We start from the raw sequence: 26,526 nt of genomic DNA on the forward strand, positions 1-26,526 counted from the left end.
GCCTGCACAACTGCCCGTACGACTACGGGCTCACCTGCCCGCACAACGAAGCGGGGCGGCCCGAGGTTCAGCACCTCGTGGCCGCCCCGCCTCAGAGCGTTCCCTGGTCTACCGGGAGGTCACACCCCGGAGGAGACTTCGGACTTCTCATCCGACCCCTCGCCCTTTCCCCCTTCGGCCGCCTCGAGCGCGCGGTTGCGCCGCACCGAGGACCAGAAGGAGGCGGCGATCAGGACGACACCGATGAGGCCGGTGATGACCTCGTTGATCTCGTACTGGATCGTGATGAGCAGGATCGCGGCCAGCGCACCGATCGCGTAGTGCGCGCCGTGCTCCAGGTACACGTAGTCGTCCAGGGTGCCCTGGCGGACCAGGTAGACCGTGAGCGACCGGACGTACATGGCGCCGATACCGAGGCCGAGCGCCATCAGGACGATGTCGTTGGTGATGGCGAAGGCGCCGATGACACCGTCGAAGGAGAAGGACGCGTCCAGGACCTCGAGGTAGAGGAACATGAAGAACGCGGCCTTGCCGGCGAGCCGGACCGCCGAGACCGGCTTGCCGGCCTTCTTCGCGGCTTCCTCCTCCTCGTGCTCGCGCTCCTCCTCTTCTTCGAGCTTGTCCTCGAAGTAGGCGGAGAGACCGCCCACGATGAGATACGTGATCAGACCGGCGACACCGGAGATGAGAACCGTCTGCGCCTTGTCCACGTGACCCGAGTGGGTGTGGGCGTTGACCGCGAAGGTCATCGACGTGACGAGCAGAACGATCAGCGCGATGCAGACCGACAGCATGTCGACCTTGCCGAGCTTGGCGAGCGGACGCTCGATCCAGCCGAGCCACTTGATGTCCCGGTCCTCGAAGATGAAGTCGAGGAAGATCATCAGCAGGAACATGCCACCGAAGGCGGCGATCGACGCGTGCGCGTCGGTCACGTACTGCTCGTAGAGCTTCTTGTTGTTCATCGCGAGGTCGACGGCCTCGATCGGACCGAGCTTCGCGCTGATCGCGACGATGACGACGGGGAAGACCAGTCGCATACCGAAGACGGCGATCAGGATGCCGATGGTGAGGAAGATCTTCTGCCAGAAGGCATTCATCTTCTTCAGGATTCCGGCGTTGACCACCGCGTTGTCGAAGGACAGCGAGATCTCGAGGATGGACAGGATCGCAACGATCCCGAACGCCTGCCACCCCCCGATGAACACCGCTGCGACCAGGCCGAGCGCGGTGACCGCGAACGACCAGCCGAAGGTTTTCAGTACCACTGGCTACCCAATCGTTGTGTACGGGGCTCCCCCGCGCCGAGTACGGAGGTACCCCCCGCCGCGCGCGGCTTTACGAAACGTTGACCCCGAAGTCTAGAGCGATCCCGCGGAGCCCCGACGCATACCCCTGGCCTACGGCCCGGAACTTCCACTCTCCGCCGTAGCGGTAGACCTCGCCGAAGATCATGGCGGTCTCGGTGGAGGCGTCCTCGGAGAGGTCGTAACGCGCCAGCTCCTGGCCGTCGGCCTGGTTGACGACCCGGATGAAGGCGTTGCTGACCTGGCCGAACGTCTGGCCTCGGTTGTCCGCGTCATGGATCGAGACGGGGAAGACGATCTTCTCGACGTTGGCCGGCACCTTCGAGAGGTCGATGAGCAGCGACTCGTCGTCGCCGTCGCCTTCACCCGTGAGGTTGTCACCGGTGTGCTCGACCGAGCCGTCGGGGCTCTTGAGGTTGTTGTAGAAGATGAACCACTCGTCCCCGAGCACCCGTCCGCCGCTGCACATCAGGGCGCTGGCGTCGAGGTCGAAGTCGGCTCCGGTGGTGGAGCGTGCGTCCCAGCCGAGCCCGACCAGCACCTGTGTGAGGTTCGGTGCGGCCTTGGAGAGGGAGACATTGCCTCCCTTTGCGAGCGTGACGCCCATGATCGTGTCCTCCCCGGAGTTACGGCGCGCTGCGCCGATCGAGCGCGATGCTGCTGGTCAAGGACGTCCGGCGCCGCACTGCGAGTGCGGCGCCGGACGGGCCCGGCACCCCGTGCGGGGCGCCGGGCCGTGGTGCGTGAAGCGTCACGCACCGGCGTACGTGCACGACGTACGGAGGAAAAACCGGGTCGGACGTCAGACGTTCACGCCGAAGTCCTGCGCGATGCCGCGCAGACCCGACGCATAGCCCTGACCGATGGCGCGGAACTTCCACTCGGCACCGTGCCGGTAGAGCTCACCGAAGACCATGGCGGTCTCGGTGGACGCGTCCTCGGAGAGGTCATAGCGCGCGATCTCCTGGCCGCCGGCCTGGTTCACGACGCGGATGAACGCGTTGCGCACCTGGCCGAAGGACTGCTGGCGGTTCTCGGCGTCGTAGATCGAGACCGGGAAGACGATCTTGGTGATCTCGGCCGGCACGCCCGCCAGGTTCACCTTGATCTGCTCGTCGTCGCCCTCGCCCTCACCGGTGAGGTTGTCACCCGTGTGCTCGACGGAGCCGTCGGGGCTCTTGAGGTTGTTGAAGAAGACGAAGTTCGCATCGCTGGTCACCTTGCCGTCATCCCCGGTCAGGATGGCGCTGGCGTCCAGGTCGAAGTCCGTACCGGTGGTGGTACGGATGTCCCAGCCGAGGCCGACCGTGATCGCGGTCAGGCCCGGGGCCTCCTTGGTCAGCGAGACGTTGCCGCCCTTGCTGAGGCTGACTCCCACGAGTCCTCCAAATAGTTTCCAGGGGCAGCGCCCCCGTGGTGCATTGGCATCGGATCAACGACTGGATCCTAGTGACGGGTTCCCGCGGCAAAAAGGCTCTTCGCCGCAAGGATCATCTCGGATCGCCTCTTCACCGGGTGGTCCGGGGAAAATCAAGAGGAACGATAGAGATTCACAGCTTGTCGAGCGCGGCCAGGTACTCGTCCAGGTCGCGCGCGTCCGGCAATGGGTTGACGACACTCCAGCGCACGACGCCCTCCTTGTCGATGACGAAGGTGCCGCGCACCGCGCAGCCCTTCTCCTCGTCGAAGACCCCGTACGCCCGCGAGGCCTCGCCGTGCGGCCAGAAGTCGGACAGGAGCGGGAAGGCGAAACCCTCCTGCTCGGCGAAGACCCGCTGGCTGAACGGCGCGTCGCAGGAGACGGCGAGCAGCTGCACCTCGTCGTTGACGAACTGCGGCAGCGCGTCGCGCAGCGCCGCGAGCTCCCCCGTACAGACGCCGGTGAAGGCGTACGGGTAGAAGACGAGCAGCACGTTCTTCTCGCCCCGGAGGTCGGCGAGGCGGACCGTCTCGCCGTGCTGGCTCCTGAGCGCGAAGTCCGGGGCCTTCGTACCGACGGCGATCGCGGCGGAAGTCATGCCTGAGCTGTCCCTTCGGAAGAACCTCGTTGGCCTGATCGGGTGAATCCAACCCTATGCGCAGCCGCCGACAATCACCCGCCCACGCAAGAACCCCCGCCAACGGGTTGGCGGGGGTCTGCTCGGCGTGTGTCCCGTGGTCAGCGCTTCTTGGCGGCCTTCGGGGTGCTGAGACGGCTGGCCGTCCAGTCCTTGCCGGCGCTGATGCTCTTCGCGGCGGAGAGGCCGGCGGTGGTGGAGGCCTCGCCGATCTCGCTCGGCTCGACGTAGCCGTCGCGGCCGGTCTTCGGGGTCAGAAGGAGGATGGAGCCGCCTTCCTCCATGTACGCGATGGCATCCACCAGCGCATCGGTCAGGTCCCCGTCGTCCTCACGGAACCAGAGCACCACGCCATCGGCCACATCGTCGTAGTCCTCGTCGACGAGCTCGCTGCCGATGATCTTTTCGATGTCCTCGCGGAGCTCCTGGTCGACGTCGTCGTCGTAGCCGATCTCCTGGACCACCTGCTCGGGCTGGAAACCCAGCCTGGCGGCCAGGTTCGACTCCGCGTGGTCCGCGGTCGCGCTCACGGATTGCCTCCTGATCATGTTTTTCGGATGTCGTTTGCGCCTCGCGCGTGCGCGAAGCGTTGGCCGTAGTCCACACGGGCGGGACGGATCGCGCAAGTACCCGGCCGTCGAGACCGCCGAAACGGTGACGTTCCCGACCGTGTCACCGCAACTCAATGCCCGATTTTTCCTCGATCGGTGATTGATCCCACAGCGATACGTCGGATTTACGGGCGCCTGCGGCAAGTGGGCGGGAGCGTGGGGTACCCGGTCCGTATGAAGCACGTACGGGAAAAATACAGCCGTCGGCCGCTTTGTGTTCCATCGGGACGACGTGACCGGGTAGGGACCTTCGCCGGGCGCTCCGGGCCCAACGCCCCTGGGGGCCACGCCCCGTACGTGGGCGTATCGTTGCGATTTGGGCCGAACCCGCGCACGGGACGCCGTCCCGGACCCTTGGTTACCGCTCGGTACAGATGACGAGAGCAATGCCCGGGTACACGATGGACAACGGCGCGAATCCCGTGCGGACAGCACTCCGACGAGCGAAGGAACAGCGTGGCTTCCGGATCCGATCGCAACCCGATCATCATTGGCGGCCTGCCCAGCCAGGTCCCGGACTTTGATCCCGAAGAGACTCAGGAATGGCTCGACTCGCTGGATGCGGCGGTCGACGAGCGGGGCCGCGAGCGGGCCCGCTACCTGATGCTCCGGCTGATCGAGCGCGCCCGTGAGAAGCGTGTCGCCGTGCCCGAGATGCGCAGCACGGACTACGTGAACACCATCGCGACCAAGGACGAGCCGTTCTTCCCGGGCAACGAGGAGATCGAGCGCAAGATCCTCAACGCGACCCGCTGGAACGCGGCCGTCATGGTCTCGCGCGCCCAGCGCCCCGGCATCGGCGTCGGCGGCCACATCGCGACCTTCGCCTCCTCGGCCTCGCTGTACGACGTGGGCTTCAACCACTTCTTCCGCGGCAAGGACGAGGGCGACGGCGGCGACCAGATCTTCTTCCAGGGCCACGCATCGCCCGGTGTGTACGCCCGTGCCTACCTCCTGGACCGGCTCTCCGAGCAGCAGCTCGACGCGTTCCGCCAGGAGAAGTCGAAGGCGCCGTACGGCCTGTCGTCGTACCCGCACCCGCGCCTGATGCCGGACTTCTGGGAGTTCCCGACCGTGTCGATGGGCCTCGGCCCGCTCGGCGCGATCTACCAGGCCCGGATGAACCGCTACATGGAGCACCGCGGCATCGCGGACACCTCCAAGTCGCATGTGTGGGCCTACCTCGGCGACGGCGAGATGGACGAGCCCGAGTCGCTCGGCCAGCTCTCGCTCGCAGCCCGCGAGGGCCTCGACAACCTGACCTTCGTCGTCAACTGCAACCTGCAGCGGCTCGACGGCCCGGTGCGCGGCAACGGCAAGATCATCCAGGAGCTGGAGTCGCAGTTCCGCGGCGCCGGCTGGAATGTCATCAAGCTGATCTGGGACCGCAGTTGGGACCCGCTGCTCGCCCAGGACCGGGACGGCATCCTGGTCAACAAGATGAACTCCACGCCGGACGGCCAGTTCCAGACGTACGCGACCGAGTCCGGTTCGTACATCCGTGAGCACTTCTTCGGCGACGACCACCGGCTTCGCGCCATGGTCGAGGGCATGACCGACGACCAGCTGCTCCACCTGGGCCGTGGTGGTCACGACCACAAGAAGGTCTACGCGGCGTACAAGGCGGCGCAGGAGCACAAGGGCCAGCCCACCGTGATCCTGGCGCAGACGGTCAAGGGCTGGACGCTCGGCCCGAACTTCGAGGGCCGCAACGCGACCCACCAGATGAAGAAGCTGACGGTCGACGACCTCAAGCACTTCCGCGACCGCCTGCACATCCCGATCGCGGACAAGGACCTCGAGGGCGGCGCCCCGCCGTACTACCACCCGGGCCGTGACTCGGAAGAGATCCAGTACATGCACGACCGCCGCAAGGGGCTCGCGGGCTATGTCCCCGCCCGTGTGGTGCGTGCGAAGCCGCTGCAGCTGCCGGACGACAAGGTCTACGCGAGCGCCAAGAAGGGCTCGGGGCAGCAGTCGATCGCCACGACCATGGCGTTCGTCCGCATCCTCAAGGACCTGATGCGGGACAAGGAGATCGGCAAGCGGTTCGTGCCGATTGCGCCGGACGAGTACCGCACGTTCGGCATGGACGCCTTCTTCCCGAGCGCCAAGATCTACAACCCGCTCGGCCAGCAGTACGAGTCGGTGGACCGCCAGCTGCTGCTCGCCTACAAGGAGTCGCCGACCGGCCAGATGCTGCACGACGGCATCACCGAGGCCGGCTGCACCGCCTCCCTGATCGCCGCGGGTTCGGCGTACGCCACGCACGGCGAGCCGCTGATCCCGGTGTACGTCTTCTACTCGATGTTCGGATTCCAGCGCACCGGCGACCAGTTCTGGCAGATGGCCGACCAGCTGGCGCGCGGATTCGTCCTGGGTGCGACCGCCGGACGCACCACTCTGACCGGTGAGGGCCTGCAGCACGCGGACGGCCACTCGCATCTGCTGGCCTCGACCAACCCGGCCTGTGTCGCCTACGACCCGGCGTACGGCTTCGAGATCGCGCACATCGTCAAGGACGGTCTGCGGCGGATGTACGGCGAGAACAGTGAGGACGTCTTCTACTACCTCACCGTCTACAACGAGCCGATCCAGCACCCGGCCGAGCCCGAGAACGTGGACGTCGAGGGCATCCTCAAGGGCATCCACCTCTTCAAGAAGGGCGAGGCGGGCCAGATCCCGGCGCAGATCATGGCGTCCGGTGTCGCGGTGCCGTGGGCCGTCGAGGCGCAGGAGATCCTCGCCAAGGAGTGGAACGTCAGGGCCGATGTCTGGTCGGCGACCTCCTGGAACGAGCTGCGCCGTGACGCCGTGGACGTCGAGGAGCACAACCTCCTGCACCCGGAGGAGGAGCAGCGCGTCCCGTACGTGACGCAGAAGCTCAACGGCGCGGAGGGTCCGTTCGTGGCCGTCTCCGACTGGATGCGTGCCGTTCCCGACCAGATCGCGCGCTGGGTGCCCGGCCGCTACAGCTCTCTGGGCGCCGACGGCTTCGGCTTCGCCGACACCCGTGGCGCGGCCCGTCGCTTCTTCCACATCGACGCGCAGTCGGTGGTCCTTGGTGTGCTCACCGAGCTCGCCAAGGACGGCAAGATCGACCGCTCGGTCCTGAAGCAGGCCATCGACCGCTACCAGCTGCTCGATGTGGCGGCGGCGGACCCGGGGGCCGCGGGCGGGGACGCGTAAACACGACGATCCGCTGGTGAGGGCGGCGGGACCTGATGGTCCCGCCGCCCTTTCGCGTTGTCTACGATGCGCGCTATGGCCGGCCTCAAACAACAGCCCCCGCAGATCCGCTGGGAGAACCACACCCAGCGCCCGCTGCTGGCCCTCGCGGTGCTCTTCGCCCTCGCGTACGCCGTACCGATCGTGGCGCCCGACGCGTCGGCGAGCATCAGGGAAGCGTGCCGGGTGGTGGAGTGGGTGGTCTGGGGCGCGTTCGCCGCGGACTACCTCGTACGGCTGGTGCTGACCGAGCACCGGCTGCACTTCGTACGGCATCACTGGCTGGATCTGCTCGCGGTGCTCCTGCCGCTGCTCCGGCCCTTCCAGCTCCTTCGGGTGATCTCCACGCTGCTGCTCGTCGGGCGGCGGGCCCGGATGGCCACGCAGATAAAGCTGACCACCTATGTGGGTGGTTCGGTCGTGGGCCTGTTGATGTTCGGCTCACTGGCCGTGCTCGAGGTGGAGCGGGAGGCACCGGACGGGAACATCCGGTCGCTGGGCGATGCGGTGTGGTGGTCCTTCACCACGATGACCACGGTCGGCTACGGCGACCACTCGCCGACCACCGGGCTCGGGCGGGTGCTCGCGGTCGGTCTGATGCTCTCGGGGATCGCGCTGCTCGGTGTGGTCACGGCGAACATCGCCGCCTGGTTCATCTCGCGTTTCGAGTCGGACGACGCGGAGGAGCGCCGACAGACGGCGGCGATCCTCGAACTGACCGATGAGGTCAGGGCGTTGCGGGCGCAGGTCGCGGCGCTGCAGTCGCGCGAGGGGGTGGGTCCGGGCTCTTCAAGTACCTCGGTGCCGGCCCCTTCCATGCCAGGGCCCGAGGCCAGGTAGCTCCCCACAGGCCGACGGCCGGCTTCTCAGCCGGCCGTCGGTGTGTCCCGTCGGAACGTTCCCTTGTTTCCCGCTAGAGCATTCCGTTGCCGGGGCCTGCGGCGCCCGCGATCGCGAGCAGCGCCAGCAGGGTGTCGATAGCACCCAGGACGACCGCGACCAGTGCCGGAATGCTCCGTCCGCCGTCCCAGCGGCGTCCCATGGCCAGCCACCCGCACAGGATCGCGAGCGGGCCGAGCAGGATGTGGAGCACGAAGAACCCGGCGACGGCGCAGATCACGCCGACGATCGCGAGCGTCGCGCGGTCCGGCCCGGACCGGGACCATGTGCGGCCACGTGTCCGGGGGTGCTTGCGCGTGCTGTTTCCGAAGCCCGCCATCATCACTCCCTGCCTTGGTGGACGGGGCCTGTGGGACGGGTGCCCCGGATGCGGGGGGTCAGTCATCGCGGGCTTCGTCCGCTCCCCGCATCCGAACTTCGTTCGGATCTCCTCAAGCGCCGGAGGGGCTGAAAGATCTGCTCAAGCGCCGCAGGGGCTGAGTCAGCTCTCCCAGATCTTGAACGCCCGTACCCGGTACGGCGATGCGGGAGCCCAGGTGCCGCCGCCGCGGCCCGGGTAGGTCTCGAAGTCGCCGGTCTCCTCGCACTCCGCGGACTGATAGGTGGTGACGGGGCGGGCCGTGCGGTTGACGAGGGCCTGGGCGCTGCTCCCCTCCGGCAGCGCCGTACAGGCCTCCGTCGTCAGCTCGGTGAGCTCGTGCGCGGTGCGGGAGCCGGTGTAGTCCGGCTCCGCCCACAGGCACAGCTCCCCCGGTCCGCAGCGCGCCCCCTGGCCCGGCGGCGCGGCGCCCGCGGGTACTGCGGCGCTGGGCGCGGCCGCCGTGGCGAGCGCCGCGACGCCGAGTGCGGCGGCGGTGACGGTCGTCCTCAGGTGTGCGGTCCTGCGCATGGCTGCGGTCCTGCTCATGGATGCGAACCCCCGTGTCGCGTCGATCAGTTGGCGCCACTGTGACCTGCGGCGCAAGCGGTCCGGAAGGGGGTTCGGGCTGCCGTCACCCTGATAGGGGAAATCCCCGCCAGGGTGCCCTGACGGGGATTTCTTGCCTGCTGCTCGTACGGGAAGAAGCCTCACTTCCCGTACGGGAGACGTCAGATGTGGCCGACCCCCGCGCCCGCCTCCGCGTTGGCGCCCTTCTTGGTGAGCAGGGCGACGAAGATGGCGACGACGGCGACACCCGCGGCCGTGAGGCTCGCGAGCCCCATGCCGGACATGAAGGTGTCGTGCGCGACATCGGTGATCTTCGCGGCGATCTCCGGCGGGGTGTTCGGGGCCACCGGTGCGGCGCCGGACTGCACGGCCTCCGCGGCCTGGCCGAACTGGGCCTCGGGGATGGGCGGCAGGCCGGCGTCGGCCCAGTTCTCCGCCAGGCTGTTGTCCACCTTCGACGCCATGATCGCGCCGAGCACGGCGGTGCCGAGGCTGCCGCCGATCTGCATCGCGGCCTGCTGCAGACCGCCCGCGACACCGGAGAGCTCCATCGGGGCGTTGCCCACGATGACCTCGGTGGCGCCGACCATGACCGGCGCGAGACCGAGACCGAGCAGCGCGAACCAGACGGACATGGTGAGGCTGGAGGTGTCGGTCTCCAGGGTGGACATGCCGTACATGGCGAGGGCGGTCACCGCCATGCCGCCCGCGAGCGGGATGCGCGGGCCGACCTTGGTGATCATCGCGCCCGCGAGCGGGGAGCCGACGATCATCATGCCGGTGAGCGGCAGCAGGTGCAGACCGCTGTCGACCGGGCTCATGCCGTGCACGTTCTGCAGATAGAAGGTGACGAAGAACAGACCGCCCATGAAGGCGATCGCCATCAGGACCATCAGGACCACACCGGCGGACAGCGGCAGCGAGCGGAACAGCTTCAGCGGGATCAGCGGTTCCTTGACCTTCGTCTGCCAGAAGGCGAAGAGCGCGAAGGCCACGAGGGAGCCGATGATCCAGGCCCAGGTGCTGGTCGAGCCCCAGCCCCACTCGGGCGCCTTGATGACGGCCCACACCAGCGAGAACATCGCGACGGAGAGCAGCGCGATGCCGAGCAGGTCGAACGAGCGCGGCGCGTTCTCGGCCCGGTGGTCCTTGAGGATCAGGATGCCGAGGACGACGGCGACGATGCCGACCGGCACGTTGATGAAGAAGACCGACTGCCAGCTGACGTGCTCGACGAGCACGCCGCCGAGGATCGGGCCGCCTGCGGTGGAGGCACCGATGACCATGCCCCAGATGCCGATGGCCATGTTGAGCTTCTCGGCCGGGAAGGTCGCGCGAAGGAGACCGAGCGCGGCCGGCATGAGCAGCGCGCCGAACAGGCCCTGCAGGACACGGAAGGCGACGACGAAGCCGACGCTGTTCGAGAAGCCGATGGCGCCGGACGCGGCCGCGAAGCCGACGACGCCGATGAGGAAGGTCTGGCGGTGGCCGAAGCGGTCACCGAGCTTGCCCGCGGTGATCAGGGTGACCGCGAGGGCCAGGAAGTAGCCGTTGGTGATCCACTGGATCTGCTGCCAGGTGGCGCCGAGATCCGTCTTGATCACGGGGTTGGCGATCGCGACGATCGTGCCGTCGAGAGCGACCATCATCACGCCGATGGCCACGGCGAACAGGGTCAGCCAGGGGTGGCCGCGCAACCCCTTGGCCGTGGTCGGTTCGGAGGTACTCGCCGGGGAATCGGGGGCCTTGCCGGCCTTTTCGACGGTGGTCTGACTAGTCATACGGAAAAGGCTAGTGACAGCGACTGACAGTTGACAACGTCAGCCACTAGTCGGTAACTGTCACGTTGCTCACAGGTAATGTGAGCCAGACATACGGGAGGAAAGAGGGCCATGGAGTGACAGGGCATGCAGCGGCCCCGGGGCTGCGCGAGCGCAAGAAGCAGCGCACCCGGGACGCACTGGTGCGCGCCGCACTCGAGCTCTTCACGACCCGGGGGTACGAGCGCACGACCGTCGACGAGATCGTCGCGGCCGTCGACGTGTCGCAGCGCACCTTCTTCCGTTATTTCGCGGGCAAGGAGCAAGTGGTCTTCGCCGTGCAGGAAATGGTGGAGGCGCGCTTCGTGGAGGTGCTGCGCGCCCGCCCGCCCCAGGAGCCCGCGTTCGAGGCGCTGCGCAGGAGCGTCCTGGATGCCTGGGACTCGATCGGTGAGTCCATCGAGCAGTACGTGCCGGTGGAGACGTACATGCGGGTCTTCCAGATGATCGAGTCCACGCCGGTGCTGCTCGCCGAGCACACGCGGCGCGCGCTCGAGACGCAGGAGGAGACCGTGCGGATCGTGGCCGAGCGCGAGGGCCTCGATCCGGACACCGACCACCGGCCGCGGGTGGCGGTCGCCGCGTTCAGCGGGGTGATGCAGGCCGCCGGGCGGCAGTGGGGCGCCGGCGGGGATCTCAGCGTGGAGTCGATGCGCCGGCTCACGGCCTCGCTGCTCGACCAGCTGGAACCGGCACTCGCCGGGGACTGGCGCGCCTGACCGGCTGTGATCCGCGCCACGGACTGCGCAGTAGGCCGTCTCGTTCTCCTAGGGTGGCCGGATCGTGACTTCTTTCGACTCCACGCCCTCGCTGAACGTCTGGCGCGCCCTCCTCGCCATCGCCGTTGTCTTCGTCATGCTGACGGCCACCGGCTGGACCGCGGTCCGCAGCAAGGGCGGGTCGACCCCGCTCGAAGCCGCGCTCGCCGCCTGGGACCGCGGTGGTATCGACGGCCGGAAACTGCCCGATCCGCAGGCGCCCGCGAAGCGGATCTCCCGCTTCTTCGCCACGCTGAGCGACGCGCAGCGCGAACGCCTCGCCGAGCGCTATCCGTTGGTCGTCGGCAATCTCAACGGCGCACCCCTGACGCTGCGTTACGAGGCGAACCGCCACTCCGTACGCCAGGCCATCAAGGCCGAGCGGGAACGGATGCACGACACGCATCTGTCCGCCGCGGGCCGCCGCGACGCCGGCAGACGCGTGAACCGCTTCGAGTCCTTCCTGAAGCCCGGCCGCGATCTGCTCGCCTTCGATCCGAGCGGCCGCGGGCGGGTGGCCGAGGTGCTCGGCAACCTCGCGAAGGCCGACCGCGTCTCGGTCGTCGTGCCCGGTGTGGACACGGATCTGCTCACGTACCAGAAGACCTTCGGGCGGTACTCGGCGACCTCGGGCATGTCCCGTGCGCTGTACCGCACCGAGCGCAAGGAGAGCCCGGGCACCCGTACCGCGGTGATCGCCTGGGCCGACTACACGGCGCCCGCCGGTGTGGGCATGGACGCCTTCACGGTGCGGCGTGCCGAGGACGGGGCGGAGCGGCTCAATGCCATGCTCCGTGCGCTGCCCGGCAAGGCGCCCACCGCTCTGTACTGCCACAGCTACGGTTCGGTCGTCTGCGGCCTCGCCGCCTCCGAACTCCCGCCCCGCGTCAAGGACATCGCGGTCGCGGGCAGCCCGGGGATGCGCGCCGAGACCGCCGCCGATCTGGGAACGTCCGCGCGGGTGTGGGCCGTACGCGACGACGACGACTGGATCGCGGACGTACCGCATCTGGAGGTCGGCAGTTTCGGGCTCGGTGTGGACCCGGTGACTTCGGGGTTCGGGGCGCGGGTGCTTTCGGCCAAGGACTCGGTCGGGCACACCGGTTACTTCGAGCCGGGTACGGAGAGCCTGCGCAATTTCGCGCGGATCGGCGTCGGGCATTTCGACGAGGTCAGCTGCGCGGATGACGGGGATGCCTGTCGGGCTCACGTATGAGCCGGAACAGGCAGGACTGAAACCGGACCGGAGCAGGACTGAACGCGGCCCGAGAGGGCAGGCGGCCCGGTACCGCGGAGTGCCGCGGTCCGCGGGTGGAGGGCTCCCCTCCGGGGTACGGGGTGCAAGGACTGCGGTCCCCGGCCTGGCCGACGCGCGTAGAAGTCCGCCGGGGCGGGAAGACGCCGGAACGTATCGAGGGGGGACGTACAGGCGCATGCCGCATACGATGAGCCGCATGGGTGACGTACTGGCCGGATTTCATGCCGCCTGGGAGTTCGACACGGACTCCGTGCTCATCCGCTTCGAACGGGGGATCAGGACGCCGAAGCTCTTCCATGCGCTCGGTGAACGCCGCATCCCCCACGAGGCGTTGGCGGATGTGACGTTGACCCCGGGGAAGCGGGGCACAGTGGTGCTGCACGCCGTGCCGAGGGCCGGGGCGGATCCGCTGATGGAGGCGGCCGCCGGGCAGCTCAAGGACGGCTGCGATCCGTACCGCCTGGTGCTTCCGGCCGAGCGCGAGACGCTCGCCGAGTACTACCGCGACGAACTGCGCGCCCTGCTGCCGTCGCCCAACGGGCCGGCCGACCGCTTCATCGTGAGCGCTCCCGAGGGCCCGCTGCACTTCAAGGCGTACGACGGAAAGGCCTCGTTCGACGGCAAGGCGGTGAGCTTCCGCTGGTTCTGGACGGGTGCCTCGTCGGCCAAGTGGAAGGCGGGCGACCAGACCTTCCCGGTGGCCGATCTCAGCGGGGTCGAGTGGCGTTCGCCGGAGATCTTCGACGGGTATCTGCGGCTGATCCGCCGCCCCGGTGCGGTCGTCCAGCCCGCGCAGGCCGATCAGGATCCGGCCGCGGTGGTGTTCGGGCTCGGATACGGGCCCGTACACGAGTCGCTGCCGTTCGCGGCGGCGGTGCTCGCGGCGGCGCGGACGCGGGGCACGGCGGCGATCGAGGACGCGCGGCCCCCGGGGCGACGGGACCCGGCGGACATCGCGGAGCGGATCCGGCATCTCGGGGAGCTGCACGGGGCCGGGCTCCTCACGGACGAGGAGTTCTCCGCGAAGAAGGCGGAGCTGCTCGCCGAGCTGTGAGGTCCTCGTGGCTTCTGTGGCCGGAGGTGATACCGGGGTATGAGTCCGTTTCCGGCCCCGCGGTATGACGCGAGCGGCGTTGCTTCCTGCCTACGCTGATCACGCCATGAATGACACGCAGCAGCCCTCGACCGACGAGACCACCGACCAGCCCGGAAGCCGGGCAAGGCGGTGGCTGCCACCCCTGCGCCAAAGACTGGCCGGCGCTCGCGCGGTCTTCCGTGCCGCACCCGAGCCGGACCGGGTCAGCCTCGACAAGCCGGCGGACGGGCCCTGGGGTGCGGTGCGGGACGGGCTGCGGGAGTTCGGCGTCGCGCTGATCAGCCCTGCGGCCCCCGGCCGCGCACCTCTCGCCGACGCACCCAAGCTCTGGCTGCGGGCCGCTCCGTATGCCGTGGTGTTCGTCTTCGTGGCCGCACTGCTGCCGACCACGGTCACGGTGCTCGTGCAGGACTACAAGATGAGCGGGGGCATGGCCGGCGGCCTCGCCGTCGCCCAGACAGTGCCGCTCCTGCTCGCCCTGACCCGGCCGCTGCACGCGTGGTGGGTGATCTTCGCGGCGGATGTGGCCGGCGGGTTCGCGCTGTACGCGGGCCCTCATGTGGACGGGCGCTCCTGGCCCTGGACCCCCATGATCATCGTCGGCTATGTGCTGCTCATGGTGCTGCTCGGCCTGCGCGAGAGCCGCCGTACCCTCATCGCGGTCGCTCTGGTCACGGCGGCGGCCGGGGTGTTCTTCGAGCAGCTGTCGCAGGAGTACAGCGACGGCTCCTGGGTCCTGATGCTGGTGCTCGCCGGGGTCACCCTCGTCGTGACCTACGCTCTGCGGCTGCGCGGTGAGGCGCAGGCGAAGCTCGCCGAACAGGAGACGATCAGCGAGGCGGAGCGGGCGCAGCGCACCCTCCTCGAGGAACGGGCGCGGATCGCGCGGGAGTTGCACGATGTCGTGGCCCACCACATGTCGGTGATCACGGTCCAGGCGGACACGGCGAAGTACCGGCTCCCCGATCTGTCGCCCGAGGTGCAGCAGGAGTTCGGCGAGATCGCCTCTGCCGCGCGCGAGTCGCTCACCGAGATGCGCCGGCTGCTCAAGGTGCTGCGCAACGAGGAGGCGCAGGCCGAGCGCACCCCGCAGCCGGGACTCAAGCGGCTGCACCAGCTGGCCGATGCCACCCGCCGGGCGGGCGTGGAGGTCGATCTGCCCGTCGGCGACGGGCAGTTGGCCGAGCTGGTCGCCCGCCTTCCCCAGACCGTGGATCTCTCCGCGTACCGCATCGTGCAGGAGGCGCTGTCCAATGTGATCCGGCATGCTCCGGGCGCGAGCGCGCGGATCGATGTGGGCGTCGAGGACGGCGAGCTGCGGGTGACGGTGACCAACGGGCCTGCCCGTAAACCGCTCTCCGTCCTTGAGACGTCGGGCACCGGCCATGGCCTGGTGGGGATGCGGGAGCGCGTACGGTTGACCGGTGGCTCGCTGGACGCGGGCCCAGCGGGGGACGGCGGATTCCGCGTCGCGGCCCGGATCCCCCTGAACTGAGCAGACCTGTCGGTGTCCTGGGAAGGCAGACCTTGACCATCCGCGTACTCATCGTCGACGACCAGGCCATGGTGCGGGCGGGCTTCGCCGCGCTGCTCGCCGCGCAGAGCGACATCGATGTGGTCGGGCAGGCGGAGGACGGCAGGCAGGGCGTCGAGCTCGGCCGGTCCACCCATCCCGACGTGGTCCTCATGGATGTGCGGATGCCGGAGATGGACGGTCTCGAGGCGGCCAGGCGGCTGCTCGATCCGCCGCCGGGCGTGATCCACCGGCCCAAGGTCCTGATGCTGACCACGTTCGACGTGGACGACTACGTGTACGAGGCGCTGCGGGCCGGTGCGTCCGGCTTTCTGCTCAAGGACGCGCCGCCGGACGACCTGATCGCGGCGGTACGGATCGTCGCGGCCGGGGACGCCCTGCTCGCGCCCTCCGTCACCCGCCGCCTGATCGCGGACTTCGCGAAGCAGCGGCCTGCGCAGCGCAAGGACCCCGCCCTCAAGCTGAACGGTCTGACGCCCCGCGAGGCCGAGGTGCTCGAACTGATCGCGCGCGGTCTGTCCAACCAGGAGATCGCCGCGCATCTCGTCCTCGCCGAGCAGACCGTGAAGACGCATATCGGCCGGGTCCTGTCCAAGCTGGATCTCAGGGACCGGGCTCAGCTGGTGATCTTCGCTTACGAGGCCGGGGTCGTCGTGCCCGGTGATCAGTAACCCTCTGGCGCGGAGGCCCATGCCAGGCCTCCCCCACCCGTACCCCTAGTACTGGGGTATCAGCCGCAGTTTGGCTCCGCAGTGTGACGTCCTGCCACCCACCGTCTTCCTACCTTCCCTCCGTCAGCGAGAACGACGGACGGATGCGAAGGGGAGACCGGTCATGCGGCTTCAGGCTTGGAAGGCACGCGGCAAGAGGACTCTGGCCGCGGCTGCTCTCAGCGCGGCACTGGTCGCGGGTACCGCCGGCTGGGCCGCGGGCAATCAGCAGACCCCCGTGACCGGCCCCGTCCCGGGCGTCAGCTCCTGGCGCGCCGACCGCGCGCTCGACCGGCCGCTGCCCGACCCGGCGACGGCGAAGCCGGCCGAAGTGGCCGCGTTCTTCCGCTCGTTGAGCCCCGCGCAGCAGCAGGGCCTGCTCGACCGGCACCCGCTGGTCGTCGGCAATCTCGACGGTGCGCCCATCGCTCTGCGGTACGAGGCCAACGCCCGCGCCCTGCAGCAGGAGAGCGCCACGCAGCTGCGGCGGGCCGCGGACCCGACGCTGCCGTCCCGGGACCGCGAGGCGGCCCGTGCCCGCGCCGAACGCTATGACGCGCTGCGGGCCGGCGGCCGGCAGATCCTCGTCTTCGACCCGCGGGGGCGCGGCCAGGTCGCGGAGGTCTACGGCGATCTGCCCGGCGCCGCGCATGTCTCGGTGATCGTGCCGGGCTCCGACATCGATCTGGGCAGCTTCGACCGGCAGAAGGACCCGTACGGCACGCCGACCGGGATGGCCCGCTCCCTGTACGCGGCCACCGGGCACCGCAGCGCGGTGATCGCCTGGGCCGGGTACACCACGCCGGTCGGGATCGGTCCGGACGCCGCCACCGGCAAGCTCGCCGAGGCGGGCGCCCCGCGCCTGGCCCGCTTCGTCCAAGGCCTCGACGCCGCGGGCACACCCGACCCGGTGGTCTTCTGCCACAGCTACGGCTCGGTGGTCTGCGGTGAAGCGGCCGGCGAGATGCCCGCCGCCGATCTGGTCGTGGCCGGTTCGCCGGGGATGCGCGCCGACGACGTGGCCGGGCTGCACACCAAGGCGCATGTCTGGGCGGCCAAGGCCGCGGACGACTGGATCGACGACGTGCCGAACGTGGAGTTCCTCGGGCTCGGCCACGGCACCGATCCGACTGACCCGGACTTCGGCGCCCTCTCGGTGCCGGCCTCCCAAGTCGACGGCCACACCGGCTACTTCGAGCCCGGCACCGACTCCCTGCACGCGTTCGCGCGGATCGCACTCGGCGAACGGCCCTGAGCCCTCACGAATCCCTGCCGCCGAGGCTCCCTGCCGTCGAAACGCCCCGCCGTCGAGGCGCCCCCTCCCCCACGGCTTCCCTCCATCTCCCCGTACTTCTCCAGGACTTGAGGACACACCATGACCAGCACCGCACTCGCCCCGCGACCAGAGGACACGAAGGCCCGCGCGGGATCCAAGGCACTCGGCGCCCTGCGCAGGACGGCCACGAGCATCGACTCCCGTACGCCGCAGCACCGCGACCGGGCGATCGACGGGCTGCGCGCCCTCGCGCTGCTCGCCGTGCCGATCGGGCACTGGCTGCTCGGCGGGTTCCGCCTCGACGGCGAGGGCGCGCTGCGCAACGCGAGCCCGCTGTCCACGTTCGAGTTCTTCGCGCCCATGAGCTGGGTGCTCCAGATGCTCGGGATCTTCTTCCTGGTCGGCGGCTACGCCTCGGTGCTCTCGTACCGCCGCTCGCTGGCCCGCGGCGAGTCCGCAGGGCGCTGGCTGCGCGGGCGGGTGGCCCGGCTCGGGCGTCCGGTGCTCGGCGTGACGGCGGTGTGGGCGGCGCTGATTCCGGTGCTCTACGCACTGGGTGTGCCCAGCACGACCCTGCACACCGGGGCGACCCTGGTCATCCAGCCCCTGTGGTTCGTGGGTGTCTATACGGTGATCACCGCGCTCACCCCGTACTGCGTGAAGGCCGCCGAGCGCATGGGCGCCTGGGCGGCGGCTCCGCTGCTCGGCACGGTCGCGGTGGTCGACTTCCTGCGCTACGGGCCGTACGCGGCGGACATGCCGTCCTGGCTGAGCGTGCTCAACATCCTGCCGGGCTGGATGTTCGCCTACCAACTGGGCGTCAGCTGGGGCGAGAAGAAGATCGGCAAGCGGGGTGCGTGGCTGCTGCTCGCCGGCGGTACGGCCCTGTTCGCGGCGCTGCTGCTCGCCTTCCACTACCCGGCGTCGATGGTCGGCGTACCCGGTGAGGCCCGCACCAACTCGCACCCGCCGTCCCTGCTCGTCCTCGCGCTCGCCGCGGCGCAGAGCGGGGCCGCGATCCTCCTTCGCGACCGGATCGGCAAGCTGCTCCGCCGGCCCGCGCTGTGGGCCCCTGTCGTGATCATCAACCTGTCGGCGATGACGATCCTGTGCTGGCACCAGACGGCGATGTTCGGTGCGGCGACCCTCGGTTCGTTCTTCGGGCCCATCGGCGGCCTGACCACCGCGCCGGAGACGCTCGGCTGGATCGCCGCCCGGATCGCCTGGCTGCCGGTGTTCGCCGGACTGCTCGTCGCGATCGGCGCCTGGGCCCGGCGCTTCGAGGCTCCGTGGGCCGTGGGCTCGCGGGCCGCCAGGATGCGGCGGGTGGCGGCGGGGCTGCTCGCCGCCGGGTTCGCGGTGTTCGCGCTGGGTCTGGCGTGAGGGCGCGGTCCGCCCCCGCTCGGGGGCCACCAACGCGGAGGGCGCCGTGCTGTGAGCACGGCGCCCTCCGCTTGCGTACGAATGCCCGCGTACGGTACCCGGGTACGCCCCTTCGTACGGAAGGGGCTACTCGCGTTCGTACGGAAGGGGCTACTCGCGCCCCGCCGACGTGAAGGACATGTCCGCGTACCGGCCGCCCACCACTTGGTCCGCGATCGGCTCGAGGAGCTCCAGCTCGGAGTCGGTGAGGATCAGGTGCGTCGCCGCGGTGTTCTCGTCGAGCCGGGTGCGCTTGCGCGTGCCCGGGATCGGGACGACGGTCAGGCCGTGCACCTGGGCACGCTGCTGCACCCAGGCGAGAGCGACCTGCGCGGGCGTCGCGTCACGGGACTCCGCAACCGCACGGATCGGGGCGAGCAGTGCGGCGTTGGCCTCGGCGTTGTCGCCCGTGAAGCGCGGCATCGTACGGCGGAAGTCGTCGGAACCGAGGTCGCTGCTCGCGTTCGTGAACGAGCCCGTCAGGAAGCCGCGGCCGAGCGGCGAGTAAGGGACGAGCGCAACGCCCAGGTCCGCGGCCGCGGGGACCACGTGCTGCTCGATGTCCCGGCTGAACAGCGACCACTCCGACTGCACGGCCGCGATGGGGTGTACGGCGTGTGCGGCGCGCAGCTCGTCGGCGGTGACCTCGCTGAGGCCGAGGTGCTTGACCTTGCCCTCGGCGACCAGTTCGGCCATGACGCCGACGGACTCCTCGATCGGCACGTTCACATCGCGGCGGTGCATGTAGTAGAGGTCGACGCTCTCCACGCCGAGGCGGGTCAGGCTGCCCTCGATGCACTGGCGGATGTACGCGGGGTCGTTGCTGATCCCGCGCTTCGACGGGTCGTCGGGGTCGAGCACGATGCCGAACTTCGTGGCGAGGACGATCTCGTCACGGTGCTTCTGGACGAACGGGGCGAGGAACTTCTCGTTCTCGCCCGCGCCGTACATGTCGGCGGTGTCGTAGAAGGTGACGCCCAGGTCGAGGGCGTGGTCGAGGGTGGCACGTGCTTCGTCGGCGTCGGTGGGCCCATAGGCGAAGCTCATGCCCATGCAGCCAAGTCCCTGGACGGAGACCTCGGGACCGCCGGTGCCGAGCTGTGCCTTCGCGATGGCGCTCATCAGGTTCAGGACCTCTCCGGCGCCGCAGGGGCGCCCGCGTAGAACTCGATCTTGTAGTCGAGGACGGCCAGCGTCCCCTGGAGCTCCGCGATCCGCGCGAGGACATCGCGCCGCGTGCTCTCCAGGAGCTGCCGTCGCTCCTCGAAGGTGTGGTCGCCCTCGCGGACCAGCTCGGCGTAGCGGACCATGTCCGCCACGGACATGCCGGTCAGGCGCAGCTTGCCCACGAAGGTCAGCCAGTCCAGATCACGGTTGCTGAACCGGCGCTGGCCCGTGTGGGAGCGGTCGACGTGCGGCATCAGACCGATCCGCTCGTACCAGCGCAGGGTGTGCGCGGTGAGCCCGGTGTACTCGGCGACCTCGCTGATCGTGTAGCGGTCCTGGCCCGAGGGCCGCGGATGGGGCCGCGGACCGGAGGCACAGACGTCGACCGGGGCCGCGGGCACGGTTTCGAGTACTGGTACGGGGGCGCTCTCCATCACCGTCATGCCCCCCCACGCTAGAACCTTGGAGTGCACTCCAAGCAAGCGATATCGGCAAGAGTTCGTCCGATGGCCCCGGATACCCTGCCCGGCATGATCGAACCACGGCTTGCGACGCCTGACGACGCCCCTGAGCTGGTACGCCTGCGGAAGGTGATGCTCGACGAGTACCTGGGGGCCCAGCCGGACACCGACTGGATACCGGTCTCGGAGGCCACCTTGCGCGCGAAGCTCCTCGGAGAGGAGAGCCGGCTGGCCGCGACGGTGGTGGAACGGCCGGACGAGCCGGGCAGGCTGGCGGCGTGCGCGGTCGGCACGATCGAGTACCGGCTCGGCGGACCGGAGAACCCGCTGGGGCTGAGCGGCTATGTGTTCAGTGTGGCCACCGACCTCGACATGCGGCGCCGCGGGTACTCGCGCGCGTGCATGCAGGAGCTGATCGCCTGGTTCGGGCGGCGCGGGGTGCGCAAGGTCGATCTGCGGGCCTCCGTCGCGGGCGAGCCGCTGTATGCGGCGCTCGGGTTCGAGCGGACGCCGGATCCGGCAATGCGGCTGGTGCTCTGACGGCTTCCGCATCGACTGGCTTCCGCACTGGCCGCGCCTGCGCTGACGGCGTCTGCTGCACGGACGGCGTCCGTACGGAGCGTGCGACCCCGGGCCGTGCCGGTGGAGCCGAGACCGTAGGCTCGGGAGCATGCAGAGCCTCGCCCTGATCCAGAACTGGCCGGTTCCCAGCGCGGCAGCCGGTGTCGTACGGGCCGACGGGACCGTCGTCGGTACGCACGGACCCGTGGCGCAGCGGTTCGCGCTGGCCTCCGTGACCAAGCCGCTGACCGCGTACGCCGCGCTCGTCGCGTACGAGGAAGGGGCCGTCGAGCTCGACGAGCCGGCCGGGCCCGAGGGCTCGACGGTGCGGCATCTGCTCGCGCACACCAGTGGTCTGGCCTTCGACGAGCACCGCGTGATGGCGCCGCCCGGGACGCGGCGGCTGTACTCCAACGCCGGGTTCGAGGTGCTCGCGGACCACATCGCGAAGGCCACGGACATCCCGTTCGCGGAGTATCTGCGCCAGGCCGTACTCGAACCGCTCGGCATGACGCAGACCTCGCTCGACGGTTCGCCGGCCAAGGACGGGGTGTCGACGGTCGAGGACCTGCTGCGGTTCGCGGCCGAGGTGCAGGCGCCGCGGCTGCTCGACGCGCGCACCGTCCTCGACGCGATGTCCGTGGTGCACCCCGGGCTCTCCGGCATCCTGCCCGGCTACGGGCACCAGAAGCCCAACGACTGGGGCCTCGGCTTCGAGATCAGGGACTCCAAGTCGCCGCACTGGACGGGGAGTTCGTCCTCGCCGCGTACGTTCGGGCACTTCGGGCAGTCGGGCACGTTCCTGTGGATCGACCCCGACGCGGGGGCCGCGTGCGTCGCCCTGACGGACCAGGCCTTCGGCCCGTGGGCCGTCGAGGCGTGGCCGCCCTTCACGGACGCGGTGCTCGGGGAGCTGCGGGCCCGCTGAGCCCTCGTATCAGCGCGTCTCAGAGCGGCTTGCGCCACACGGAGATGTGCTGCTGCGAGTCCTGCCCGAACGGCGCCCCGCTCCAGTCCTCGACCCGGCGCTCAAGCGCGAGGCCCGCGATCCGCGCCATCAGGTCGAGCTCCGCCGGCCACGCGTACCGGTGCCGGGAGTTGTCGCGCCGGTAGCGGCCGTCGTCCTCGCGGGTGAAGTGGTGCGAGACGAGGATCTGCTCGACCAGGTCGAAGGTGTCGAAGCCGAGGTGGCGCTCGGAGACGTCGAACGGCACCGCGTCCTGTCCTGGCGGCAGGGACCGCAGCGGCGGCAGGCCCAGCTCGATGACGAAGCGGCCGCCGGGCGCGAGGTGGTGCGCCGCGTTGCGGAAGCATTCGACCTGCTCGTCCTGGGTGAGCAGGTTCGTGATGGTGTTGTAGACGAGATAGACCAGGGTGAACTCACCGGCGCCGGGGGCGCGGGTCGTGGCCATGTCCCCCATGACCACCGGGAGCGTCCGCTCGTCGGCCTTGCTCCGCAGGACCGCCGCCGTGTGCTCGGACAGCTCGATGCCCGTCACCGGCACACCGCGCCCGCGCAGCGGGACGCCCACGCGTCCGGTTCCGATCGCGAACTCCAACGCCGGTCCCCCACCGGCGAGTTCGGCGAGAAAGTCGAGGGTCGGCGCGAGGAACTCGGCCGAGGACCTGTCGGCCTCCTCGGCGTCGTACCGTTCGGCGGTCGGTCGTGTCCACAGCTCACTACTCGTCACGGGCGGCCACTTTGCCGCGTGCCGCGCGCCACTGTCGACGCCTTTTCCTTCCGCCCGCCGCACCCCAGGCTCTAGGCTCGCGGACCATGGCTGACATTGTCCGCGCCACCCGAGCCGATGTGTATGCGCTGGCCGACGTGCTGGCCGACGCCTATGAGGACGATCCGATCTGGGAATGGCTCGTTCCGCGGGAACGCGTGCCGAGGCTGCGCAGGTTCTTCCGCGATGTGCTGGCCATGCAGGCCGACCGCGGGCGTCTGTGGACCGACATCGACCGGACCGTGGCCGCGGTCTGGTGCCCGCCCGGCGAGTGGAAGGTCGGCGTGGGCGACATCGTGCGGAACATTCCCGTGCTCGTACGGACCGGACGCACCCGACTGCCGCTGCTCCTCGGGATGTTGCAGCACATGGAGAGCAAACATCCCGTCGAGCCCGAGCACTGGTACCTCGAGTTCATCGGCACGCATTCGTCCGCCCGCGGAACAGGCCGGGGCGCTCTCGTCCTGAGCGCCTTGCTCGAGCAGGCGGACGCGTCGGGGCAGCCGGCGTATCTGGAGTCGAGCAACGAGCGGAATCTGACCTTCTACAAGCGCCACGGCTTCGCCCTGCGCGAGGAGATGACCTACCGGTCGAGCCCGCCGATGTGGCGGATGTGGCGCGAGGCCACCACCGAAACGCCCGAGAAGCCCGCCACCGAAACGCCCGAGAACTAGTCCCCCGCGAACTCCCACACGAGCACCTCGGCCCACCCCCGCAGCGCTTCGAGCTCGAGGCCCTTCGGCCCGGTGAGCCGCACGGAGTCCCCGGGCCTCAACTCCGTACCGGAGAGGCGGACTTCACCCCGTACGACATGGAGGTACACATACGCGGCGTCCGGTACGGCGGCACGTTCGGCGGGACGCAGGCGGCGTGCGTGCAGCAGGGCGCCCGCGGCCGGGACCGCATAGGGCGTCGAGTCGGCGATGCCGCGGACGATCTCGTACGAGGGGTCGCCGCCGGCCGTCGTGGGCGCCAGCCACATCTGGACGAAGACCAGGCAGGACGAGCCGTCGTTGCGCTCGACATGGCGCACGCCGCCGCCCGCGCTGAGCCGCTGCAGATCGCCGGGCTTCACGAGGGTCTCGTGGCCCGTCGAGTCGCGGTGCGTCAAGGTGCCCTCGACGACCCAGGTGACGATCTCGGTGTGGCTGTGCGGATGCTCGTCGAAGCCGGCGCCCGGTTCGAGGTGTTCCTCGTTGCAGGCGATGACCGGCCCGAAGCGCAGATTGTCCGGGTCGTAGTGCGGCCCGAAGGAGAAGGCATGCAGCGATTCGATACCGCTCGCCGGCTCTCCGCCGCGGTACCGATCGCCGGAGCGCCGTACGTCCATCACGCACCCCACGGTAGTGGGCCGGGCCGCCCGGTACGTACCCCGTGGCAAGGGTGCGCACCGCCCGCGATGCCGGTGCCCGGTGGACCCGCCACTTAGCCGAGCCGCCCCGATAAGGCAGTCTTGTCCCGTGCCCGAACCCGCAGCGAACCCCAGCCTCGACTCCGGAGCGGCCCCGGCCGGCTCCGGAGCGCGCCCGGCCCATCCGCACGTCGCCACGCTCAAGCGCCTGGAGAAGTCGTCCGGCAGCCTGGCCGCGCAGGCCATCGCGCGCATGGACGAGACGCTGCCCTGGTACCGGGCGATGCCGCCGGAGAACCGTTCGTGGATCGGTCTGGTCGCGCAGGCCGGTATCGCCGCGTTCACCGAGTGGTTCCGGCACCCGGACGCCCCGCAGGCGATCTCCACCGACGTGTTCGGCACCGCGCCGCGCGAGCTGACCCGGGCGATCACTCTGCGTCAGACCGTCGAGATGGTCCGTACGACGATCGAGGTCATGGAGTCCGCGATCGACGAGGTCGCCGCCCCCGGCGACGAGTCGGTCCTTCGCGAGGCGCTGCTCGTCTACGCGCGGGAGATCGCCTTCGCCACCGCCCAGGTCTACGCCCAGGCCGCGGAGGCCCGTGGCGCCTGGGACGCGCGGCTCGAATCCCTCGTCGTGAACGCCGTCCTGAGCGGCGAGGCCGACGAGGGCGCCGTGAGCCGGGCCGCCGCGCTCGGCTGGAACTCCCCCGAGCACGTCTGCGTGGTCCTCGGCACGGCCCCCGACGGCGACAGCGAGCTCACCGTCGAGGCCATCCGCCGGGCCGCGCGGCACGCGAAACTGCAGGTCCTGACCGGTGTGCTCGGTGACCGCCTGGTCGTCATCGCAGGTGGCAGCGACAATCCGCTGGCCGTCGCGAAGGCGCTCATCGGCCCGTACGCGGCCGGGCCCGTGGTCGCCGGCCCCGTGGTCCCCGACCTGCTCGCCGCCACCAGGTCCGCCCAGGCCGCGGCCGCCGGACTCAAGGCGTGTTCCGCCTGGCAGGACGCCCCGCGGCCCGCGCTCGCGGACGATCTCCTTCCGGAGCGCGCGATCGCCGGAGACCCGGCCGCGCGGGAGCAGTTGGTGGAGGAGATCTACAGACCGCTGGAGGAGGCGGGCTCCGCGCTCCTGGAGACCTTGAGCGTCTATCTGGAACAGGCGAGCAGTCTCGAGGGAGCCGCCCGGATGCTCTTCGTCCACCCCAACACCGTCCGCTACCGGCTCCGACGTGTGACAGACGTCACCGGCTGGTCGCCCTCGGATGTCCGGTCCGCGTTCACGCTGCGTATCGCGCTCATCCTGGGGCGTCTGGCCGACGGAGATCCGCAGTCCTAGACTTTTGTCGGGGGTCGACAATTCCCCTGACCGTTCTTCGTCCCTGTCCCCACGGGCGGCGCCCACCGTCCACAAGAGAGAGTGTGAGAGTGCTCGTACTCGTCGCTCCCGGCCAAGGCGCTCAGACGCCCGGCTTCCTGACTCCCTGGCTCGACCTCCCCGGTGCCGCTGACAAGCTCGCCGTGTGGTCCGACGCCATCGGACTCGACCTTGCCCACTACGGCACGCAGGCCGACGCGGACGCGATCCGCGACACGGCCGTGGCGCAGCCGCTGCTCGTCGCGGCCGGACTGCTTTCCGCCGCCGCGCTCGGCGAGGTCGCCCCGGGTGCCGTCGCAGGTCACAGCGTCGGCGAGTTCACCGCCGCCGCCTTCGCGGGTGTCCTCGACGACACCGCCGCCCTTCGACTCGTCCGCAAGCGGGGTCTGGCCATGGCCGACGCCGCCGCGATCACGCGGACCGGCATGGCCGCGCTGCTCGGCGGCGACCCGGAGATCGTGGTCCCGCACCTGGAGAAGCTCGGTCTGACCCCGGCCAATGTCAACGGCGCGGGCCAGATCGTCGCCGCAGGCACCCTGGAGCAGATCGAGGCCCTGCAGGCCGACAAGCCCGAGGGCACCCGCCGGGTCGTCCCGCTGCAGGTCGCCGGCGCGTTCCACACGCACCACATGGCGCCCGCGGTCGAGACCCTGCGCAAGGCCGCCGAGGAGCTCTCCCCGGCCGACCCGACGGTCACGTACGTCTCCAACAAGGACGGCAAGTCCGTCGCCTCCGGCGCCGAGGTCATCTCGCGTCTGGTCGGCCAGGTCGCCAACCCCGTCCGCTGGGACCTGTGCATGGAGACCTTCCAGGAGCTCGGCGCGACGGCGCTCATCGAGGTGTGCCCGGGCGGCACCCTCACCGGCATCGCCAAGCGCGCGCTGCCGGGCGTCAAGACCCTGGCCCTGAAGACCCCCGACGACCTCGACGCTGCTCGCGAGCTCATCGCAGAGCACGCTGCCTGACGAAGGAG

26 protein-coding genes are annotated in these 26,526 nt (G+C 69.8%); 14 read left to right on the plus strand and 12 right to left on the minus strand.

All coding sequences use genetic code 11. The features are described 5' to 3' along the window. Nucleotides 1-119 precede the first annotated feature (119 nt). From H9Y04_RS08340 to H9Y04_RS08360, 5 genes are all read right to left on the minus strand, one after another. Nucleotides 120-1,268, minus strand: a complete 1,149-nt coding sequence (locus H9Y04_RS08340; protein WP_187813004.1) for a DUF475 domain-containing protein — start codon at nt 1,266-1,268, stop codon at nt 120-122. A gap of 70 nt (nt 1,269-1,338) precedes the next feature. Further along, complete coding sequence (locus H9Y04_RS08345; protein ID WP_187813005.1) at nt 1,339-1,914, minus strand: TerD family protein; 576 nt, start codon at nt 1,912-1,914, stop codon at nt 1,339-1,341. A gap of 195 nt (nt 1,915-2,109) precedes the next feature. Further along, nucleotides 2,110-2,685: a TerD family protein gene (locus H9Y04_RS08350; protein ID WP_187813006.1), complete on the minus strand. Its 576-nt coding sequence runs from the start codon at nt 2,683-2,685 to the stop codon at nt 2,110-2,112. Nucleotides 2,686-2,857: 172 nt separating this feature from the next. Beyond that, nucleotides 2,858-3,325, minus strand: a complete 468-nt coding sequence (locus H9Y04_RS08355; RefSeq protein ID WP_187813007.1) for a peroxiredoxin — start codon at nt 3,323-3,325, stop codon at nt 2,858-2,860. Nucleotides 3,326-3,465: 140 nt separating this feature from the next. Further along, nucleotides 3,466-3,894 (minus strand): DUF3052 domain-containing protein, encoded by a 429-nt coding sequence (locus H9Y04_RS08360; protein ID WP_187813008.1) that lies wholly within the window; start codon nt 3,892-3,894, stop codon nt 3,466-3,468. 537 nt (nt 3,895-4,431) lie between these two features. Here H9Y04_RS08360 and aceE point away from each other — a divergent pair. Together aceE and H9Y04_RS08370 are read left to right on the plus strand one after the other, a co-directional pair. Then, entirely contained in the window at nt 4,432-7,164 is a 2,733-nt protein-coding gene (aceE, locus tag H9Y04_RS08365; RefSeq protein WP_187813009.1) for a pyruvate dehydrogenase (acetyl-transferring), homodimeric type, read from the plus strand. Between the two features lie 75 nt (nt 7,165-7,239). Continuing rightward, entirely contained in the window at nt 7,240-8,043 is an 804-nt protein-coding gene (locus tag H9Y04_RS08370) for a potassium channel family protein (protein ID WP_187813010.1), read from the plus strand. A gap of 73 nt (nt 8,044-8,116) precedes the next feature. On the opposite strand, the gene H9Y04_RS08375 is transcribed toward H9Y04_RS08370, so the two are convergent. From H9Y04_RS08375 to H9Y04_RS08385, 3 genes are all read right to left on the minus strand, one after another. After that, a complete protein-coding gene (locus H9Y04_RS08375; RefSeq protein ID WP_187813011.1) occupies nt 8,117-8,425 on the minus strand; it encodes a small hydrophobic protein in 309 nt (102 codons plus the stop codon). A gap of 159 nt (nt 8,426-8,584) precedes the next feature. Next, nucleotides 8,585-8,974 carry a peptidase inhibitor family I36 protein gene (locus tag H9Y04_RS08380; RefSeq protein WP_187813111.1) on the minus strand — a complete coding sequence of 130 codons (390 nt, stop codon included), beginning with the start codon at nt 8,972-8,974 and terminating at the stop codon, nt 8,585-8,587. Nucleotides 8,975-9,192: 218 nt separating this feature from the next. Further along, on the minus strand, nt 9,193-10,812 hold the full coding sequence (locus H9Y04_RS08385) for an MFS transporter (protein ID WP_187813012.1): 1,620 nt from the start codon (nt 10,810-10,812) through the stop codon (nt 9,193-9,195). Nucleotides 10,813-10,928: 116 nt separating this feature from the next. Here H9Y04_RS08385 and H9Y04_RS08390 point away from each other — a divergent pair, with 116 nt between their 5' ends. The 7 genes from H9Y04_RS08390 (at nt 10,929) to H9Y04_RS08420 (ending at nt 18,866) form a co-directional block, all read left to right on the plus strand. After that, nucleotides 10,929-11,570, plus strand: coding sequence for a TetR family transcriptional regulator (locus tag H9Y04_RS08390; RefSeq protein WP_308800900.1), 642 nt, complete (start codon nt 10,929-10,931; stop codon nt 11,568-11,570). A gap of 64 nt (nt 11,571-11,634) precedes the next feature. Beyond that, nucleotides 11,635-12,825 (plus strand): alpha/beta hydrolase, encoded by a 1,191-nt coding sequence (locus H9Y04_RS08395; protein ID WP_187813013.1) that lies wholly within the window; start codon nt 11,635-11,637, stop codon nt 12,823-12,825. A gap of 238 nt (nt 12,826-13,063) precedes the next feature. Next, a complete protein-coding gene (locus tag H9Y04_RS08400) occupies nt 13,064-13,921 on the plus strand; it encodes a DUF4429 domain-containing protein (protein WP_187813014.1) in 858 nt (285 codons plus the stop codon). Between the two features lie 106 nt (nt 13,922-14,027). Beyond that, nucleotides 14,028-15,458 carry a sensor histidine kinase gene (locus H9Y04_RS08405; protein ID WP_187813015.1) on the plus strand — a complete coding sequence of 477 codons (1,431 nt, stop codon included), beginning with the start codon at nt 14,028-14,030 and terminating at the stop codon, nt 15,456-15,458. A gap of 32 nt (nt 15,459-15,490) precedes the next feature. Then, entirely contained in the window at nt 15,491-16,168 is a 678-nt protein-coding gene (locus H9Y04_RS08410) for a response regulator (protein WP_187813016.1), read from the plus strand. Between the two features lie 163 nt (nt 16,169-16,331). After that, nucleotides 16,332-17,462: an alpha/beta hydrolase gene (locus tag H9Y04_RS08415; RefSeq protein WP_187813017.1), complete on the plus strand. Its 1,131-nt coding sequence runs from the start codon at nt 16,332-16,334 to the stop codon at nt 17,460-17,462. 120 nt (nt 17,463-17,582) lie between these two features. Continuing rightward, on the plus strand, nt 17,583-18,866 hold the full coding sequence (locus tag H9Y04_RS08420) for an acyltransferase family protein (protein ID WP_236070623.1): 1,284 nt from the start codon (nt 17,583-17,585) through the stop codon (nt 18,864-18,866). Between the two features lie 150 nt (nt 18,867-19,016). On the opposite strand, the gene H9Y04_RS08425 is transcribed toward H9Y04_RS08420, so the two are convergent. Both H9Y04_RS08425 and H9Y04_RS08430 read right to left on the minus strand, forming a co-directional pair. After that, entirely contained in the window at nt 19,017-20,027 is a 1,011-nt protein-coding gene (locus H9Y04_RS08425; protein WP_187813018.1) for an aldo/keto reductase, read from the minus strand. A 5-nt stretch (nt 20,028-20,032) separates the two neighbouring features. Continuing rightward, complete coding sequence (locus tag H9Y04_RS08430) at nt 20,033-20,515, minus strand: MerR family transcriptional regulator (RefSeq protein WP_187813019.1); 483 nt, start codon at nt 20,513-20,515, stop codon at nt 20,033-20,035. Between the two features lie 87 nt (nt 20,516-20,602). On the opposite strand from H9Y04_RS08430, the gene H9Y04_RS08435 reads away from it, so the two are divergent. Together H9Y04_RS08435 and H9Y04_RS08440 are read left to right on the plus strand one after the other, a co-directional pair. Further along, a complete protein-coding gene (locus H9Y04_RS08435; RefSeq protein WP_187813020.1) occupies nt 20,603-21,073 on the plus strand; it encodes a GNAT family N-acetyltransferase in 471 nt (156 codons plus the stop codon). Nucleotides 21,074-21,203: 130 nt separating this feature from the next. After that, nucleotides 21,204-22,022, plus strand: coding sequence for a serine hydrolase domain-containing protein (locus H9Y04_RS08440; RefSeq protein ID WP_187813021.1), 819 nt, complete (start codon nt 21,204-21,206; stop codon nt 22,020-22,022). Nucleotides 22,023-22,041: 19 nt separating this feature from the next. On the opposite strand, the gene H9Y04_RS08445 is transcribed toward H9Y04_RS08440, so the two are convergent. Beyond that, nucleotides 22,042-22,785, minus strand: coding sequence for a class I SAM-dependent DNA methyltransferase (locus tag H9Y04_RS08445; RefSeq protein WP_187813022.1), 744 nt, complete (start codon nt 22,783-22,785; stop codon nt 22,042-22,044). 86 nt (nt 22,786-22,871) lie between these two features. Between H9Y04_RS08445 and H9Y04_RS08450 the strand changes: the two genes are divergently transcribed. Continuing rightward, the gene (locus H9Y04_RS08450; protein ID WP_187813023.1) at nt 22,872-23,498 is read left to right on the plus strand and encodes a GNAT family N-acetyltransferase; all 627 of its coding nucleotides are present in this window, start codon (nt 22,872-22,874) and stop codon (nt 23,496-23,498) included. Here the strand turns inward: H9Y04_RS08450 and H9Y04_RS08455 are convergent. Continuing rightward, nucleotides 23,495-24,154 (minus strand): pirin family protein, encoded by a 660-nt coding sequence (locus tag H9Y04_RS08455; protein WP_187813114.1) that lies wholly within the window; start codon nt 24,152-24,154, stop codon nt 23,495-23,497. The genes H9Y04_RS08450 and H9Y04_RS08455 overlap by 4 nt on opposite strands. 130 nt (nt 24,155-24,284) lie before the next feature. On the opposite strand from H9Y04_RS08455, the gene H9Y04_RS08460 reads away from it, so the two are divergent. Next, a complete protein-coding gene (locus H9Y04_RS08460) occupies nt 24,285-25,514 on the plus strand; it encodes a PucR family transcriptional regulator (protein ID WP_187813024.1) in 1,230 nt (409 codons plus the stop codon). 89 nt (nt 25,515-25,603) lie between these two features. Next, the gene (locus H9Y04_RS08465; protein WP_187813025.1) at nt 25,604-26,518 is read left to right on the plus strand and encodes an ACP S-malonyltransferase; all 915 of its coding nucleotides are present in this window, start codon (nt 25,604-25,606) and stop codon (nt 26,516-26,518) included. Nucleotides 26,519-26,526 lie beyond the last annotated feature (8 nt).

Source organism: Streptomyces polyasparticus (assembly GCF_014493765.1).
In the GTDB taxonomy this organism is placed as follows: Bacteria; Actinomycetota; Actinomycetes; order Streptomycetales; family Streptomycetaceae; genus Streptomyces; species Streptomyces polyasparticus.